16 protein-coding genes are annotated in these 16,230 nt (G+C 71.2%); 5 read left to right on the forward strand and 11 right to left on the reverse strand.

From position 1 onward, the window contains the following. Window positions 1-63 precede the first annotated feature (63 nt). From MFF64_RS27825 to MFF64_RS27835, 3 genes are all read right to left on the reverse strand, one after another. A complete protein-coding gene (locus tag MFF64_RS27825) occupies window positions 64-399 on the reverse strand; it encodes a hypothetical protein (RefSeq protein WP_099902111.1) in 336 nt (111 codons plus the stop codon). Between the two features lie 4 nt (window positions 400-403). Continuing rightward, window positions 404-1,306, reverse strand: a complete 903-nt coding sequence (locus tag MFF64_RS27830) for a DUF3108 domain-containing protein (protein WP_099902113.1) — start codon at window positions 1,304-1,306, stop codon at window positions 404-406. 136 nt (window positions 1,307-1,442) lie between these two features. Then, window positions 1,443-2,576: a helix-turn-helix transcriptional regulator gene (locus tag MFF64_RS27835; RefSeq protein ID WP_238192896.1), complete on the reverse strand. Its 1,134-nt coding sequence runs from the start codon at window positions 2,574-2,576 to the stop codon at window positions 1,443-1,445. A gap of 449 nt (window positions 2,577-3,025) precedes the next feature. On the opposite strand from MFF64_RS27835, the gene rpmB reads away from it, so the two are divergent. Then, window positions 3,026-3,316 carry a 50S ribosomal protein L28 gene (gene rpmB, locus MFF64_RS27840; RefSeq protein WP_099900250.1) on the forward strand — a complete coding sequence of 97 codons (291 nt, stop codon included), beginning with the start codon at window positions 3,026-3,028 and terminating at the stop codon, window positions 3,314-3,316. A 134-nt stretch (window positions 3,317-3,450) separates the two neighbouring features. Here the strand turns inward: rpmB and cobT are convergent, their stop codons facing one another. The 4 genes from cobT to MFF64_RS27860 form a co-directional block, all read right to left on the reverse strand. Beyond that, window positions 3,451-5,352 carry a cobaltochelatase subunit CobT gene (gene cobT, locus MFF64_RS27845; RefSeq protein WP_238192897.1) on the reverse strand — a complete coding sequence of 634 codons (1,902 nt, stop codon included), beginning with the start codon at window positions 5,350-5,352 and terminating at the stop codon, window positions 3,451-3,453. Between the two features lie 7 nt (window positions 5,353-5,359). Next, window positions 5,360-5,857 (reverse strand): DUF29 domain-containing protein, encoded by a 498-nt coding sequence (locus MFF64_RS27850; RefSeq protein ID WP_099900252.1) that lies wholly within the window; start codon window positions 5,855-5,857, stop codon window positions 5,360-5,362. A 19-nt stretch (window positions 5,858-5,876) separates the two neighbouring features. Further along, window positions 5,877-6,860: a cobaltochelatase subunit CobS gene (gene cobS, locus MFF64_RS27855; RefSeq protein WP_099900254.1), complete on the reverse strand. Its 984-nt coding sequence runs from the start codon at window positions 6,858-6,860 to the stop codon at window positions 5,877-5,879. Between the two features lie 218 nt (window positions 6,861-7,078). Then, window positions 7,079-7,702: a J domain-containing protein gene (locus tag MFF64_RS27860; RefSeq protein WP_099900777.1), complete on the reverse strand. Its 624-nt coding sequence runs from the start codon at window positions 7,700-7,702 to the stop codon at window positions 7,079-7,081. Window positions 7,703-7,836: 134 nt separating this feature from the next. On the opposite strand from MFF64_RS27860, the gene MFF64_RS27865 reads away from it, so the two are divergent. After that, the gene (locus MFF64_RS27865) at window positions 7,837-8,109 is read left to right on the forward strand and encodes a BolA family protein (protein WP_099900772.1); all 273 of its coding nucleotides are present in this window, start codon (window positions 7,837-7,839) and stop codon (window positions 8,107-8,109) included. Here MFF64_RS27865 and MFF64_RS27870 read toward each other — a convergent pair. The 4 genes from MFF64_RS27870 to MFF64_RS27885 form a co-directional block, all read right to left on the reverse strand. Further along, window positions 8,051-9,331: an MFS transporter gene (locus MFF64_RS27870; protein WP_238192898.1), complete on the reverse strand. Its 1,281-nt coding sequence runs from the start codon at window positions 9,329-9,331 to the stop codon at window positions 8,051-8,053. The two genes, MFF64_RS27865 and MFF64_RS27870, sit on opposite strands and share 59 nt — an antisense overlap. A 29-nt stretch (window positions 9,332-9,360) precedes the next feature. Further along, window positions 9,361-10,527 (reverse strand): acetyl-CoA acetyltransferase, encoded by a 1,167-nt coding sequence (locus tag MFF64_RS27875; protein WP_099904696.1) that lies wholly within the window; start codon window positions 10,525-10,527, stop codon window positions 9,361-9,363. A gap of 63 nt (window positions 10,528-10,590) precedes the next feature. Beyond that, window positions 10,591-11,298 carry a 7-cyano-7-deazaguanine synthase QueC gene (queC, locus tag MFF64_RS27880; protein ID WP_099904694.1) on the reverse strand — a complete coding sequence of 236 codons (708 nt, stop codon included), beginning with the start codon at window positions 11,296-11,298 and terminating at the stop codon, window positions 10,591-10,593. Between the two features lie 92 nt (window positions 11,299-11,390). Then, window positions 11,391-11,603: a hypothetical protein gene (locus MFF64_RS27885; protein WP_099904700.1), complete on the reverse strand. Its 213-nt coding sequence runs from the start codon at window positions 11,601-11,603 to the stop codon at window positions 11,391-11,393. Window positions 11,604-11,844: 241 nt separating this feature from the next. Between MFF64_RS27885 and rpsT the strand changes: the two genes are divergently transcribed. From rpsT to MFF64_RS27900, 3 genes are all read left to right on the forward strand, one after another. Continuing rightward, window positions 11,845-12,120 carry a 30S ribosomal protein S20 gene (rpsT, locus tag MFF64_RS27890; RefSeq protein ID WP_099904692.1) on the forward strand — a complete coding sequence of 92 codons (276 nt, stop codon included), beginning with the start codon at window positions 11,845-11,847 and terminating at the stop codon, window positions 12,118-12,120. Window positions 12,121-12,297: 177 nt separating this feature from the next. Beyond that, window positions 12,298-13,836, forward strand: a complete 1,539-nt coding sequence (locus MFF64_RS27895; RefSeq protein ID WP_238192899.1) for a YifB family Mg chelatase-like AAA ATPase — start codon at window positions 12,298-12,300, stop codon at window positions 13,834-13,836. Window positions 13,837-13,970: 134 nt separating this feature from the next. Beyond that, a complete protein-coding gene (locus MFF64_RS27900; protein ID WP_099902948.1) occupies window positions 13,971-15,995 on the forward strand; it encodes an ATP-binding protein in 2,025 nt (674 codons plus the stop codon). Window positions 15,996-16,230: the final 235 nt, after the last annotated feature.

A 16,230-nucleotide genomic window follows, 5' to 3' on the forward strand; every position in this document is an offset into this window, starting at 1 on the left:
GAGAAGCGGCGGCGGCCGCCGCGCCGTCCCGAACTCGGCGCCGGGACCGTCGCGCGACCCCGTCTAGCGCTCCGGATCGCGGCCGCCCCGCGGCCGTGGCCCGGGCAGCGGCCTCCCGTCATATGGGGCGGGGGCGTAGCGATCGCCATAAGGGGAGGGCGGCGCGAGGCCGGGAGAGGTGATTCCCGGAGCGATGATCTCGATGCGGGTGCCGGGCGCCTGGCCCTGCTCCAGGTCGGCGCAGAGCGTGTCGGGCACGGCAGTGAGTGGTCCCGGCGGGTTCGTCCCGATCGTCGCCGAGGAATAGGCGTCGCCGCCGCAATCGGGTTCTCTCGCGGATCCGTTCGCCAGAGCCGGGAGCGGAGCCAGCAGCAGGAGGAGGGGGAGGGCGCGAAGCACCGCTCTAGCGCCCGTCCGTCGGCGTCTCCGGCCCTTGCACGGCCGCCTGCACGGTCGCGTCCGGGGCGGCCTGGCCGCCGCCGCTCTGCGACCAACGCGTCGCCTCGATGATGTTGAGGCCGAGCTGGGTGCGCACGGCGATCCGCAGGGGGAGCAGCACCCGCGCCCCCTCGACGGGGGCGAGCCACACCGACATCTCGGTGTTCTCCTCCATGAACTTCACGCCGGGCCGGTCCGGCCGGTGGCCGGCGATCGGCTGGTAGCGGGCGTTGCAGACGAGGACCGGGCCGGCATAGCCGGGCTTCTGGACGCTGCGGGTCTCGCCGTAGCTCAGCACCACGTTGAACCGGCTCGCGCCGTCGAAGACCGGGATGGTGCGGTTGCAGTTCTGAGGGTCGGTGAGGTCGCCGCGCCCTTGCGCCGGCATCATTAGGGCGCTCACCGGATCGATGATGCCGCGCTTGTGCACCTCGCTGACGGTGACCCGCTCGGGGTCCGGCACCAGCGGGGGGGCGATGTCGGAGGCGACCACGTTGCCGCGGGCCAGCGCCATCCGCACGGTGATCGAGGCGCTGGCGCTGTGGGAGGCGAGCGCGAAGGCGGCCGGCACCGGCCGGGCCGCCACCGTGCCGCTCGCCCGGCCCGAGCCGTAGCCGCCGGTGATCGCCCCGACGAGGCCGGTGAGGCGGGCGCTGACATCCATCGTATAGCGCTGGCCCTGCACCGAGCCGGTGACCTGCGCGGTCCCGATCGGCATGCCCGCCAGCATGATGCCGTAATCGACCGTGACGGCGGTCTCGCCGGCCTTCGGCGCGCGGCCCCGCGCGGCCTGGGCCGGATTCGCCTCGCCGGCCGGAAGGGCGAGCCCCGCCGCAAGGGCGAGCGAGAGGAAGGCCTTGGAACGCATGCGGGAACCGATCTCGAACGCCGTCGCCCGCTACCGATGAAGCGGGGGAAATCTGGCTCTATCGTGACGCGATTAGGGTTAACGGATCGTCTCCCCAAGTGATCGTCTCCCCAAGTGCTTACGTATGGTTGGATGCTTACGGGCGGTCGGGACGGGTCCAGCCGGCGAGCCGCATCACCAGAGCGACGAGCTCGCCCTGGCGCGAGAGGCCGAGCTTGAGGTTGATCGCCTTGAGATGCGTGCGCACCGTGGCCATGCCGACCGCCAGGGCATCGGCGGCATCGGCCGGGGACTGCCCCTGCCCGATCAGGTCGGCGACGCGGGCCTCTGCCAGGGAGAGGCCGAGCTGGCGGAGCTGGTCGACTGTGCTGGCCGGTCCCGACCGGGCGGTATCGCGCAGGAGCAGCATGATCGCGTGCCGGGTGCCGGCCGTGGCCGACAGGGTGTCCGCCGCCGCGCCGCGGCCGTGGATCGGCACGGCGTCGAGGTGGAGCGGTGCCCCCTGCGGCCGGGCGAGCAGCAGCGGCCCGGTTGGCTGTCCGGACAGGGCGGCGGCGAGCAGGGCGGCGAGCCGCGGGCGCTCCGTCGGCATGTGTGCCACGGGGTGGCGGTCGCGGCTGAGATCGAGCCCGTCGCCGAGCAGGCGATGGGCCGAGGCGTTGACGAAGCGTGCGCAGCCGCGGTCATCGAGCAGGATCAGGCCGGTTCCCAGATGCTCGATCGCCTCCGCGAGAGTGCCGGCGAGGCGCCGTGCCTCGGCGAGCCGCGCGTTGACGCCCAGCGCCCGCGCCAGGTGGCCGGAGAGCCGGTCCACCCGCAGCAACTCATCGCCGTCGAACGTGCCGCAGCCGAACCCGCGCATGAGCGAGACCGAGGCGAGGGCGCCGGTCCCGTCGGGAATCAGCCGGTAGGCACCGAGGCCGAGACCGTGGCGGCGCAGGAAGTCCTGGTAGAACGGATCCCGCGCGATCTCCTCGGGGGTGAACAATGCCGTGTCGGTGACGAGCAGGCCCGGCCGGAGCGCCAGGCGATGGCTGGCGAGGACCCGGCTGTCGTATTGCGCCCAACCGGCCCCGTAATCGCGATTCGCCTCCTCGAGCCTCTCCGAGACCACGAGGGGGATTGCCTCCGCGGGGAAGACGGGGATCAGCAGGGCGCCGACCGATGCGGTGACCTCCGACACCTGGCCGAGCGCCTCGGGCCAAAGCTCGGGGTCGAGGCCGGCCGCATAGACCGCATCGATGCAGGCGAGGAAGCTGCTCTCGGCCATGACGAACCCTTTGCATGACCGACCCGTGCGTCCGTGAGCGTCCGCCCGGCTTCGTTCGCAGTCGATCGCCGTAGTCCCGGATGCCGAAGTGTCGAGGGACAATCAAGGGCACGTCGCGGGTCTCGCCCATCGACGGCCCCGATCGGCGCCAATCCGGTGGACAACTTGCGGCGGCGGCGTTCACAGCAGCGGAAACCTGGGCGGTGGACCTCGCCGCAACTCTCGCCGGTTCCCGTTCGACCCCAGGGCCGCCGGCGAGGACCCCCGGCCGATGACCGGTCCTCGTCGGCGTCCGGAGCATGCGCCTTGACGAGACCCGCCTTCCGCCTCTATAGGCGCGTGCTTTCCAGGGACTTCGCGGGGTCCGGTTCAGTCCGGGGTGCGCAGCACGCCCGGCTCTCGCGTTGCGTGGTCCCTCGCCGAACGAAGACCAGTTGAGGATACAGACCATGTCGCGTCGCTGCGAGCTCACCGGTAAGGGGGTGCTCTCCGGCCACCTCGTGAGCCACTCGAACCGCAAGACCAAGCGCCGGTTCCTCCCGAACCTGTGCAACGTCACCCTGCTCTCCGACACGCTCGGCCGCTCGGTGCGCCTGCGCGTCTCCGCGAACGCCCTGCGCTCGGTCGAGCACCGCGGCGGCCTCGATGCGTTCCTGATCAAGGCCGGCGAGACCGACCTGTCGCAGAACGCCCGCCTGCTGAAGCGCGAGATCGAGAAGAAGATCGCCGAGGCGGCCTGACTCCTCGACGGAGGCGCTCGGCGCCTCCACCAGCGAAGACCATGAAAAACCCCCGGATGCGCCAGCGGCGCCCGGGGGTTTTTCGCATGGATCGGGTCCCGGGCCGCCGCGCGGCGGCCCGGGAGCAGGGCGGCTCAGCGCCGCCCGCCCGCCGCCATCCTGCGCACCGGCACGGTGCCCGCATCCTCGTCGAACAATTCGGCCAGCTTCTCGGTCATCACGCCGCCCAGCTCCTCGGCATCGATGATGGTGACGGCCCGGCGGTAGTAGCGGGTCACGTCGTGGCCGATGCCGATGGCCAGCAGCTCCACCGGCGAGCGGGTCTCGATCTCGTCGATCACGTAGCGCAGGTGGCGTTCCAGGTAGTTGCCCGGATTGACCGAGAGGGTCGAGTCGTCGACCGGGGCGCCGTCGGAGATCACCATCAGGATGCGCCGCTGCTCGGGCCGGCCGAGCAGGCGCTTGTGGGCCCAATCCAGGGCCTCGCCGTCGATGTTCTCCTTGAGCAGGCCCTCGCGCATCATCAGGCCGAGATTCTTGCGCGCCCGGCGCCACGGCGCGTCGGCCGACTTGTAGACGATGTGGCGCAGGTCGTTGAGCCGGCCCGGTGTCGGCGGCTTGCCCGATTGCAGCCAGGCCTCCCGCGACTGCCCGCCCTTCCAGGCCCGCGTCGTGAAGCCGAGGATCTCGACCTTGACGCCGCAGCGCTCCAGCGTGCGGGCCAGGATGTCGGCGCAGGTCGCCGCCACGGTGATCGGCCGGCCGCGCATCGAGCCCGAATTGTCGAGGAGCAGCGTGACGACCGTGTCGCGGAAGTTCGTGTCCTTCTCGTGCTTGAACGAGAGCGGCTGGAACGGATCGATCACGACGCGCACCAGGCGGGCCGGGTCGAGCTGGCCTTCCTCCAGGTCGAATTCCCAGGCGCGGTTCTGCTGCGCGAGCAGGCGCCGCTGCAGGCGGTTGGCGAGGCGCCCGACCACGCCCTGGAGATGGGCGAGCTGCTTGTCGAGGTAGGAGCGCAGGCGCGCCAGCTCGTCGGCGTCGCACAGGTCCTCGGCGTGGACGACCTCGTCGTATTTCTGGGAGAAGACCTTGTAGTCCGGGCCTCGCGGCTCGTTCGCCCGGGGACCCGGCGGGCGCCAGGACTCGGAGGCCTCCTCCGAATCGGCGTCCTCGGCATCCTCCGGCAACTCGCCCGACGGCGCGTCGGCGGCCTCGGTGGCGCCCTCCTCGATCTCGTCGGAGGCCTCGTCCGAGACCTCCATCTCGGCCCGGTCGCCCTGGCTCTGCTGCTCGGCCTCGCCCTCGCCGGCCTGCTGCTCGTCGGACTCGGCCTCGTTCTCGTCGTCGCTCTCCTCGTCGTCGGGGTCGAGGGGGGCCTCGTCCGCCATGTCGAGGGAGGAGAGCAGGTCGCGCACCGAGCGGGCGAAGGCGCGCTGGTCCTCGAGGGTGCCGAGCAGCCCGTCGAGGTTGCGACCGGCCCGGTCCTCGATGAACTCGCGCCACAGCCCGACGATGCGCTGCGCCGCCGGGGGCGGGGTCTGGCCGGTCAGGCGCTCGCGCACCATCAGGGCGACCGCATCCTCGAGCGGCGCGTCGGCCCGATCGGTGATCTCCTCGTACTTGCCGCCGCGGTGGTAGCGGTCCTCCAGCATCGCCGTGAGGTTGCTGGCCACACCGGCCATGCGGCGCGAGCCGATCGCCTCGACGCGGGCCTGCTCGACGGCGTCGTAGACCGCGCGGGCGGCGGCGTTCTCGGGCGCCAGGCGCCGATGGACGGCGTTGTCGTGGCAGGCGAGGCGGAGCGCCATCGAGTCGGCGTGGCCGCGCAGGATCGCGACATCGCCGGGCGCGAGCTTGCGCGGCGGCTCGGGCAGGCGGGCCTTGTCGCCGGTGAGCGCCGGCCGGTCGGTCGCGAAGGTGACCTCGATCTCGGCCTTGCGGGCAATGGCCCGCAGCGTCCCGGCCACCGAGCGCTTCAGCGGCTCGGCGACGGACTCGCGCTTCTCGCCGGGCTTGCGGTTGGAGATGGACATGGCGAGGCTACTTCTTCAGCGAGTCGAAGTCGAAGGGGCGGTCCAGGAGGTCGTCCCAGGTGTAGGGGCAGGTGCCGGGGAACTCCTCCGGCTGGAGATGCGTCTCGTTGGCGGCCCAGAGCCGGGCCTCCTCGTAGGCCTCCGCCAGTGCCGCTGGCCGGCGAGGCCTGAGGCTCGGATTCTCGCGTATCACCTGCTCGTAGCGTCGGCGCTGCTCGCGGATCGAGAAGATCCAGCTCGCTGTCCTGTGCTCGGGCTGCTGGTCCCATTTGAGCATGTGCATCACGAGCACGCGCAGGCCGCTGCGCAGCTTGGCGAACTCGCTCTTGCCCAAGCTCTCCAGCTCCTCGGCCACGTGCTCCGCATCGACCGCATCGAGGCGGCCGGCGCGCAGCAGCCGCGCCTGTTCGAGCGCCCAGGCATAAGTATCGTCCTCGTAGCGGGCCCGGTCCTGCGACGGCCGCGCCTCGTCGGAACGCTGCTCGCTCAAGACCGGGTCCGCCATCGGACGACCTCCTGAAGGCTTAGCTCAGCGCGACGTTGACCGCGCTCTCGGGCAGCTCCTTGCCGAAGGAGCGCTGGTAGAACTCGGCCACCAGCGCCCGCTCCAGCTCGTCGCACTTGTTGAGGAAGGTGACCCGGAAGGCGAAGCCGATATCGTTGAAGATGTCGGCGTTCTCGGCCCAGGTGATCACCGTGCGCGGGCTCATGACGGTCGACAGGTCGCCGTTGATGAAGGCGTTGCGGGTGAGGTCGGCCACGCGCACCATCTTGTTGACGATGTCGCGCCCGCCCTCGCCGCGATAATGCGGCGCCTTGGACAGGACGATGTCGACCTCGCGGTCGTGCGGCAGGTAGTTCAGCGTGGTGACGATCGACCAGCGGTCCATCTGGCCCTGGTTGATCTGCTGAGTGCCGTGATACAGGCCCGAGGTATCGCCGAGGCCGACCGTGTTGGCGGTGGCGAACAGGCGGAAGCCGGGATGGGGGCGGATCACCCGCTTCTGGTCGAGGAGCGTCAGGCGGCCCGACACCTCCAGCACGCGCTGGATCACGAACATCACGTCCGGCCGGCCGGCATCGTACTCATCGAAGACCAGGGCGACGTTGTTCTGCAGCGCCCAGGGCAGGATGCCGTCCTGGAAGGCGGTGACCTGCTTGCCCTCCTGCAGCACGATCGCGTCCTTGCCGACGAGGTCGATGCGCGAGACGTGGCTGTCGAGGTTGATGCGCACGCAGGGCCAGTTCAGGCGCGCGGCGACCTGCTCGACATGGGTGGACTTGCCGGTGCCGTGATAGCCGGTGATCATCACCCGGCGGTTGCGGGCGAAGCCGGCCAGGATCGCCAGGGTGGTCTCGCGGTCGAACAGGTAGTCGGGGTCGAGATCCGGCACGTGCTCGTCGGTGGCCGAGAAGGCCGGCACCTCGAGGTTCGAATCGATTCCGAACACCTTGCGCACCGAGACGGTCGTGTCCGGGAGAGCGGGTGGCGTATTCTCAGCAAGCATACGGAGCCTCGTCGGGGCAGGCGGCCCTCCATGGGCGAGCCTGCGAATGTCGCGACGGCGCGGGAGAGACCGGCGGGCGCCGCATGTCCTTAATCTGCGGGGGGAGCCGGCGCAAACGTGCCTGACCCGGATATATGGGGGAGGCGGCGCGTTTCGAGCCCCTCCCGCCGCGGATCAGGGATGCGAGATCCGTGCCCACCTCCGGAGTGCCCGCCGCATCAGCACAGGCCGGCGGCCCGCAGGGTGTCGTGGGCCCTGATGATGTCGCGCAACCGGTCCTCGAACGAGCGGTCGCCGCCATTGGCATCGGGGTGGAAGCGCTTCACCAGCACCTTGTACTGCGCCTTGATGGCGGCCGGATCGGCGCTCTCGTCGAGGCCGAGCACGTCAAGGGCCTTGCGCACCGGCGCGGAGTAGCGCGGCGGCGGCGGCTCGGCCCGGGCCCGGCGCGAGGCCGGACCAGCGCCCTCGCCGCGCAGGATGCCGAGGGGGTCGACGTAGTCCCAGTCGCGCTGGGGCGCCTCGGGCTTCGGGCCGGTCTTCCCACCCGGGTTGACGCCCATCGTCCAGGTCGGGCGATGCCCGATCACCGCGTCCTTCTGATAGGCCTGGACGGCGGCGTCGTTCATCCCGTCGAAGTAGTTGTAGGCAGCGTTGTACTCGCGCACGTGTTGCATGCAGAAGCGCCAGTACTGGCCCTCCTGCTTGCGCCCCTTGGGCGCCTTGTGCAGCCCGGGCTGGGTGCAGCCCGGCCGGTCGCAGGCCGGGCCCTCGGCCTTCTTCGGCTCGTCGCAGGAGGGCCGGATGCGGATGCGGTCGAACAGGGGCGAGTTCAGATCCATGACGGAGCGATTATGAGGGGCGGGCGGACGGGCACAAGGCCTTCGGGCCTGATGCCGCAGGCGGAACCGGACGGCTTGACGGGGATCGCCCGCTCCGGTCACTCGAGCCGAAGCAGGTTAAGGACGGGTGCGCGATGAGCCTGAACGACTGGATCAGGACGACGCTGGAGGAGCGGCTGGCGCCGACGGCGCTCAGCGTCGTCGACGAGTCACACCAACATGCCGGCCATTCCGGCTGGCGGGAGGGGGGTGAAACTCACTTCCGACTGGATGTGGTGTCGGCGGCCTTCGAGGGAAAGAGCCGGGTCGAGCGCCACCGCATGGTGAACGCGCTGCTCGACGACGCCTTCAAGCGCGGCCTGCACGCCCTGGCGCTGCGGGCGCGGACGCCGGGGGAGGCGGGGTAGGGCCGGGCGATCCTCGACCCGGATCGGTGGGGGCTAACGACCCGAACACTGGCTCCCGCGGCGCGAAGGCGTAGACCACCGTCGCGGCGAGCAGCGCCAGCCCGTAGGCCAGGAACAGCCGGCCGTAGAGCGCGTCCGGGGCGAGTCCGCCGGTGCCCAGCACGAACAGCGCCGACAGCCCCTGCAAAGCTGCTGCCCCGCCCATGAAGACGATGTTCATGAAAGCGACGCCGCGCCCGAGCAGGTGGGCGGGGAAGAACCGCCGGGCATGGGCCATCAGGATGCCGTAGCTCAGGCCCGCCGCGCCGGTCAGCGCCAGCAGCGCAACCGCGAGCGCGGTCGAGCCGCCGCCGAACAGGCCGAGGCCGGCGAGCGCCAGGCCGGTGACGAGGCAGCCGGCGAAAGCGGTGCGCTTCGGATCGCGCAGCAACCGCTCCAGCGGCCCGTACCCGATGGCACCGGCCGCCATGGCGGCGCTCATCGCGAGCGTGCCGTTGCCGCGCTGGAGCGCGTCGAGACCGTGGACGCTGCCGAGATACGATCCGACCCAGAGCGAGCGTGTCGCAATGACGACGGCGTAGCTCACGAACACCACGGGAAAGATCGGCCACAGGGCCCGCATCCGGGCGACCTCGGCGAAGCCGCGCCAGACCGAGGTCTTTGGCGGATCGGCGAGGCGGGGCGGATCCTCGATCAGCCACAGGACCAGCCCGGCCGCGGCCAGGGTGACGGCGGACAGCCCGAACAGGATCGTGCGCCAGCCGAAGGCGTGGCTCGCGAGCGCCAGCGGCGTGGAGCCGAGGAGGTCGCCCGACGTGCCGAGCCCGATCATAAGCGAGGACAGCATGGCGAAGCGCTCAGGGGGATAGGCCCGCCCGAACAGGTAGAGCCCGCCCATCAGGGCCGGCGCGCAGCCAAGCCCGATCAGCGCCATCGCGGCGGCCGCCCCGGGGAAGCCCTGCGCCAGCCCCAGGGCGGCCGCCCCGAGCGCGGCGACGACCAGGAATCCCGCCACGGTCCGCCGCGGCCCGACCCGGTCGAGGAGGAGGCCGGTCGGCACCTGGCCCAGGGCGAAGGCCATGAACCAGCCTGCCGAGAGCAGCGCGAGATCTGAGGGCGCGAGGCCGAGGTCGGGCCCGAGATCGGGCGCGACCATCGCCAGGAAACCGCGGTCGAACTGGCTGATCGTGTAGGCGAGCAGCAGAACCAGGAAGGGTGTCACGGTCCTGCCGCCCCGTTCACGGTTCGCGGTTACTTGATGCGCTCGAGCACGCTGACGTAGTTCGCCACCGCGACGCCGCCCATGTTGAACACGCCGGCGAGGGTCGCGTCGGGGATCTGCATGCCGCCGGCGTCGCCGCAGAGCTGCATCGCCGAGAGTGCATGCATCGACACGCCGGTGGCGCCGATCGGGTGGCCCTTCGCCTTCAGCCCGCCGGACGGGTTGACCGGCAGCTTGCCTTCCTTGGTGGTCCAGCCCTCGCGGATCGCGTCGGCGCCGCGGCCCTCCTTGGTCAGGCCCATTGCCTCGTACTCGATCAGCTCGGCGACCGTGAAGCAGTCGTGCGTCTCGACGAGAGAGAGGTCGTCGAGGGTGATGCCGGCCTGCCCCAGGGCCTTGGCCCAGGCGGTGGCGGCCCCCTCGAACTTCAGCACGTCGCGCTTCGACATCGGCAGGAAGTCCTGCGCGTGGGCGGTGGCCCGGAAGGCGATGGCGCGGCGCATGCGGAGCGCCGTCTCGGTGTCGGCGAGCACGACGGCCGCGGCGCCGTCCGAGACCAGCGAACAGTCGGTGCGCTTGAGCGGGCCGGCGACGAACGGGTTCTTGTCGGATTCGGTGCGGCAGAACTCGAAGCCGAGATCCTTGCGCATCTGCGCGTAGGGATTCTGGACGCCGTTATGATGGTTCTTGGCGGCGATCATCGCCAGCGCGTCGGACTGGTCGCCGTGACGCTGGAAATAGGCGCCGGCGATGTTGCCGAACACGCCGGCGAAGCCGGCCGGGTTGTCGCCGTCCTCCGGCAGATAGGAGGCCTTGAGCAGGGTGCGGCCGATCTCCGGGCCCGGCGTGCGGGTCATCTGCTCGACGCCGACCACCAGCACCACCCGGGCGCGCTTGGCCTCGATGGTCTTGATGCCCTGGTGCACCGCCGCCGAGCCGGTCGCGCAGGCATTCTCGACCCGGGTTGCCGGCTTGAACCGGAATCCGTCATCGGCCTGGAGCACCAGGGAGGCGGTGAAGTCCTGCGGAGTGAAGCCGGCATTGTAGTGGCCGAGCACGATCTCGTCGACGTCCTGCGGGCCGATCCCCGCATGGGCCAGTGCCTCGTTGGCGACGCGGACGATCAGGCTCTCGACGGTCTCGGCGTCGTGCTTGCCGAAGGGCGTGTGGCTCCAGCCGACGATGCAGGCGGTCATGGTGGTTTCCTCCCGTGTTTGCGCTGCACTGTGCGCAACGGAAAGGCGGCCCGCAAGCGCCTGTCACGCATCCTCGGCGCGGAAGCGCGCATAGCCGGCAGCGCGCAGGCTGCAGGCCGGGCAGGTGCCGCAGCCATGGCCCCAGGGATGCAGGGCACCGCGCTCGCCGAGGTAGCAGGTGTGGCTCTCGCGTACGATGAGGTCGACCAGCGCCTCGCCGCCGAGGTCACGGGCGAGCCGCCAGGTCTCGGCCTTGTCGATCCACATCAAGGGCGTGTGCACTACGAAGCGGCGCTCCATGCCGAGGTTGAGCGCGACCTGCAGCGCCTTGATGGTGTCGTCGCGGCAATCGGGATAGCCCGAGAAGTCCGTCTCGCACATGCCGCCGACGATGTGGCGCAGCCCACGGCGATAGGCGAGCGCCGCCGCGAAGGTGAGGAAGACGAGATTGCGGCCCGGCACGAAGGTGTTGGGCAGCCCGCCCGCCTCCATGGCGATGGCGGTCTCCCGGGTCAGCGCGGTCTCGGAGACCTCGCCGAGGGCATCGAGGCTCAGCGTATGGTCGTCGCCGAGGCGCTCGGCGAAGGCGGGCACGATCCGGGAAATCTCGGCCCGCAGGGTCTCGCGGCAATCGAGCTCGATCCGGTGGCGCTGGCCGTAATCGAAGCCGAGAGTCTCGACATGCGAGAAACGGTCGAGGGCCCAGGCGAGGCAGGTGGTGGAATCCTGCCCGCCGGAGAACAGCACCAGGGCGCCGTCGGGGGACGTCATGCGGGCTCCGCGGGATCGAGGCGGCTCCTGAGCGGAGCCGATAACCCGCATTATAATCCCGCAGCGCGGGATCGGCCTACTGGCCCTGCGCTCTACTGGCCCTGCGCCTGGCTCGCCTTCTTGTTGGCGTTGTGGTGGCCCACCGCGCAGCCGGCCGCGGCGCCGGCCTTGCCGTGGCCGACCGCCTTGCCGGCGAGCCCGCCGACGATGGCGCCCTTGATGCAGCCCTTGGCCTCGGCCTGGTGCGGGATCGCGATGGCCGAGACGGCCAGGAGGCCGGCGAGGAGGGAAGCGGAACGGATCATGGGACGGACCATTGGGAAACTCCCGTGTCTGTGTGGGAACCTCAACCATTGACGGGGCAGGGTGTTCCCAAAACCGGACACGTTCCGGCGTTGACGTTCCGACCGGTCGCGTCTATAGACCGCGGCTCGCGGACCTGCGGGCTTTCGCCCGGCGGGTTGCCCGTGCTTCCATGCCCTGACACGCGACGCCACGATCCCGCCGGGATCGCTCGGGCCTCGCCTTTTTGAATGAGGAACGCCGATGGCCAACACCGTGTCGGCCAAGAAGATGACCCGCAAGATTGCCAAGCGTACGGCAGTCAACCGCTCGCGTCGCAGCCGCATGCGCACCTTCATCCGCAAGGTCGAGGAGGCGATCGAGGCTGGCGATCACGGCACCGCTCTGACCGCCCTGCGCACCGCCGAGCCGGAGATCATGCGCGCGTCCCAGAAGGGGATCGTGCACAAGAACACCGCCTCGCGGAAGGTCTCGCGCCTTGCCGCCCGCGTGAAGGGCCTGCAGGTTGCCCAGGCGTAACGCCTGATCCTTGGGCTCGCGCCGGCACGGCGTGGAGGTCCGAGGGACGAGAGGAAATGGCCCGGCCCCGTGCCGGGCTTTTTCGTGTTCGGACAGCTCTTTTGCGGTTCCGGGTTGTGCCGGCGTGGGCTGCGAACTAACGTTGCGGCAGCCAGCCAGCCCGAAGGCCTCTTCCGCATGGTCACCCGCGTCGCCACCGTCGCCTTCGAGGGGATCGAGGCGCGCGCCGTCGACGTGCAGGTGCAGATCACGCCCGGTGCCGTCGCCTTCACGGTGGTCGGCCTGCCCGACAAGGCGGTGGCGGAATCCCGCGAACGGGTGCGCTCGGCCCTGATCGCCTCCGGCCTGGCGCTGCCGGCCAAGCGCATCACCGTCAACCTCGCCCCCGCCGACCTGCCGAAGGAAGGCTCGCATTACGACCTGCCGATCGCGCTCGGGATGATGTGCGCCATCGGCGCCCTGCCGGCGGATGCCCTCTCGGGCTACTGCGTGCTCGGCGAACTGGCGCTGGACGGCAGCCTCACGGCGGTCGCCGGCGTGCTGCCGGCGGCAATGGCCGCCAATGCCCGCGGCCTCGGCCTCATCTGCCCGGCGGCGAGCGGCCCGGAGGCCGCCTGGGCCGCCGGCGACATGGACGTGCTGGCGCCGCGCTCGCTGATCCAGCTCGCCAACCACGTCAAGGGCACCCAGGTGATGGCCCGCCCCGTGCCGGCGGTGGCCGCGGCCGCCGGGGTGCTGCCGGATCTGCGCGAGATCAAGGGCCAGGAGGGCGCCAAGCGCGTCCTGGAGATCGCGGCCTCGGGCGGCCACAACCTGCTGATGAATGGTCCGCCCGGGGCCGGCAAGTCGATGCTCGCCGCCCGGCTGCCCTCGATCCTGCCGCCGCTCGGGCCGCGCGAATTGCTCGAAGTCTCGATGATCCAGTCGGTGGCCGGCACGCTGAAGGACGGCGCCCTGTCGAACCGCCGGCCGTTTCGCGCGCCCCATCACTCCGCCTCGATGGCGGCCCTCGTCGGAGGCGGTATCGGCGCGCGACCGGGAGAGGTCTCTCTCGCCCATGGCGGCGTGCTCTTCCTCGACGAATTGCCGGAGTTCAACGGCCAGGTGCTCGAATCTCTGCGCCAGCCCCTCGAGACCGGCACGGTGATGATCGCGCGAGCGAACCACCGGGTCACCTACCCGGCCCGGTTCCAGCTCGTCGCGGCGATGAATCCTTGCCGCTGCGGCCAGGCGACGGAGCCGGGCTTCGCCTGCCGGCGCGGACCCAACGAGCGCTGCGTCGCCCAGTACCAGGCCCGGCTCTCCGGCCCGCTGCTCGACCGCATCGACCTGCAGATCGAGGTCCCGGCAGTCACCGCCGCCGACCTGATCCTGCCGCCGCCGGACGAGGGCTCGGCGGAGGCCGCCGCCCGGGTCGCCGCCGCCCGCTTGCGCCAGGAGCGGCGCTACGCCGAGGCCGGCCAGCCTCCCGGCACCACCAACGCCTCCTGCCCGGCGACGCTGATCGAGGAGGCCGCGAGGCCCGACGCGGAGGGAATGGCGCTGATCCGCGATGCCGCCGACGCCATGCGGCTCTCCGCCCGCGGCTTCCACCGGGTCTTGCGCGTCGCCCGGACGCTCGCCGACCTCGACGGCGAGGCGCGGGTGCGCCGGCTTCACCTCGCCGAGGCCCTGTCCTACCGCAGCCGCTCGGACCGGCGCCCGGCCGCCGCGTGATGCGTTCGGTTAGCAAAAGGTTGTGTCTACCCGTCGAATCCCGCCGACCGGGCGAACCTCCAGCTCAGTAACTTTCCCAACTCATCTTTCAGCTCCGTCCGCCAAACCATGAGCAGGACGCTGGAGGATGCGGGATGATGTGGCTCTGCGCTGTGATCGGTCTCGTGGCCACCGTCGCCTGGCTGGCGGCGCGCTGGAGCGGTCTCCGCCGAATCGAGAGCTGGCGCGAGGGCGAGGTCGAGCGCCTGCACGATCTCGTCTGGCGCACCTCCGAGAGCGAGGAGCGCTACCGCAGCCTGGTCGAGGCGCAGATCGAGCTCGTCGTCCAGCGCGACGCCGAGGGCCGCATCACCTTCGCCAACCACGGCTTTGCAGCCCTCCTCGACACCACGCCGGACGCGCTGCTGGGTACGACCCGTGAGGCCGAGGTGGTCGAGCGGGGCGAGATGCGCCAGCGCGCCGATGGGGCCCGCCTGGTCGATCTCGCGATCCTGCCGGCCGGCGGCGGACCGTTGCGCTGGTTCGCCTTCGTCGAGACTGTGACCGCCGGGCGCGACGGGCGAGCCGAGGTGCTGCGGGCGGGCCGCGACGTCACCGAGCGGGTCGAATCGGCCCGCTCCCTCGAGGAGGCCCGCAGCCGGGCCGAGGCCGCCAGCGTGGCGAAGTCGCGCTTCCTTGCCAGCGTCAGCCACGAGTTCCGCACGCCGCTCAACGGCATCATGGGCATGGCTGACCTGATGCTCGAAACCCCTTTGAGCCCTGAGCAGCGCACCTATGCCGAGGCGGTGAAGACCTCCGGCGAGGCGCTGCTCTCGCTCATCGACGGCATCCTCGATTTCTCCAAGATCGAGGCCGGGCGCCTCGACCTCGCGGCCGAGCCGTTCGACCCGTCGGCCCTGGTCGAGAGCGTCGTGGAATTGCTGGCGCCCCGTGCCCAGGACAAGAGCCTGGAGATCGCTGCCGACCTGGAGGCACTGCCCGCCCATCTGATCGGCGACGCCGACCGGGTACGCCAGATCCTGATTAACCTTGCCGGCAACGCTGTGAAGTTCACGGAGTCCGGCGGCGTCGGCGTCACGGCGTCCTGGGAGGCGGACCGTCTGACGGTCGCCGTATACGATACCGGCCCCGGCATTCCCGAGGAACGCCTGCCGGTGCTGTTCCAGGAATTCGAGCAGGGTGACGGCAGCGCCAGCCGGCGGCACGAGGGCACCGGCCTCGGCCTCGCCATCACCCGGCGCCTCGTCGACCGCATGGGCGGCCGCCTCGACGTGACCTCGCGGCCGGGGGAGGGGAGCTGCTTCCGGGTGCATCTTCCCCTTCGTCCGGCCCCCGGTCGGGTCCGGCCGCCGACGCCGAGCCTCGCCGGGCAGCGCGTCCTGGTTGTAGCGGCCGCGGCCTTCGAGGCGCCCTACATCGCCCGCCGCCTCGGGCGGGCCGGCGCCGAGGCCGTGGTTGTCGAGACCGCGGCAGAGGCCGTCACGACGTTGTCCGCCGAGCAGTTCGACGCGGTCATCGCCGACCGGGCGCTGGGGGACGCGACAGTTCGCGGGATCGCGGCGGTGGCCCGGCAGGCGGGGGTGAACCGCAGCATCGTGCTGTTGTCGCCGTTCGACCGGCGCGATTTCGGCTCCCCGGCGGCTGCCGGCTTCGACCGCTACCTGATCAAGCCGGTGCGTCTCACCTCGCTCCTCGCCCGCCTGGCCGAGCCGACGCCGCCGCCCACCCGCGTGCCGAGCGCTCAAGAAGGCACGCCGCGGCCATCCTCTCGGCGTCCGCGGGTGCTGCTGGCCGAGGACAACCCGATCAACGCGCTCCTCGCCACCAAGGCCCTCGAGCGCCTCGGCGCCGCCGTGCTCTGGGCCCGGGACGGCGCGGAAGCCGTGGCGCGGCTGCAGGAGGCGGCAACCTCCGCGACACGGTTCGACCTCGCGCTGGTCGACATCCGCATGCCGATCCTGGACGGGCTCGAAGCGGCGCGGCAGGTGCGCGCGCACGAGGAGGCCAACGGCCTCCCACGTTTGCGCCTCGTGGCGCTGACCGCCAACGTCCAGGCCGAGGACCAGGCCGCCGCCCTCGACGCCGGCTTCGACGGCTTCCTGTCGAAGCCGCTCGACCTCAAGACCCTCCCGCCGCTCCTGGAGGCGCAGGCGGCGTGATCGGCGCCGCGGGCCGGCTGCATGACGGAAAACAGCCCTGCCCCGCAGTGAGGAGGCTGGGCCGGGATCGCCGCGCCCCCGAATTCCTCGCGGGCAGATCTGGTGCTGCGAGGCGAAGGGCACGGAACGCGACAAAGCCCGCCAGGCGTGAAGCCTGGCGGGCTTTGTCGTGAGTGTCGCGATGAGGGAACGTTGACGTGCTTGGCAGGTCTGGCGGTGACCGACTCTCCCGTGT

Source organism: Methylobacterium frigidaeris, from assembly GCF_022179185.1.
Taxonomy (GTDB): Bacteria; Pseudomonadota; Alphaproteobacteria; order Rhizobiales; family Beijerinckiaceae; genus Methylobacterium; species Methylobacterium frigidaeris.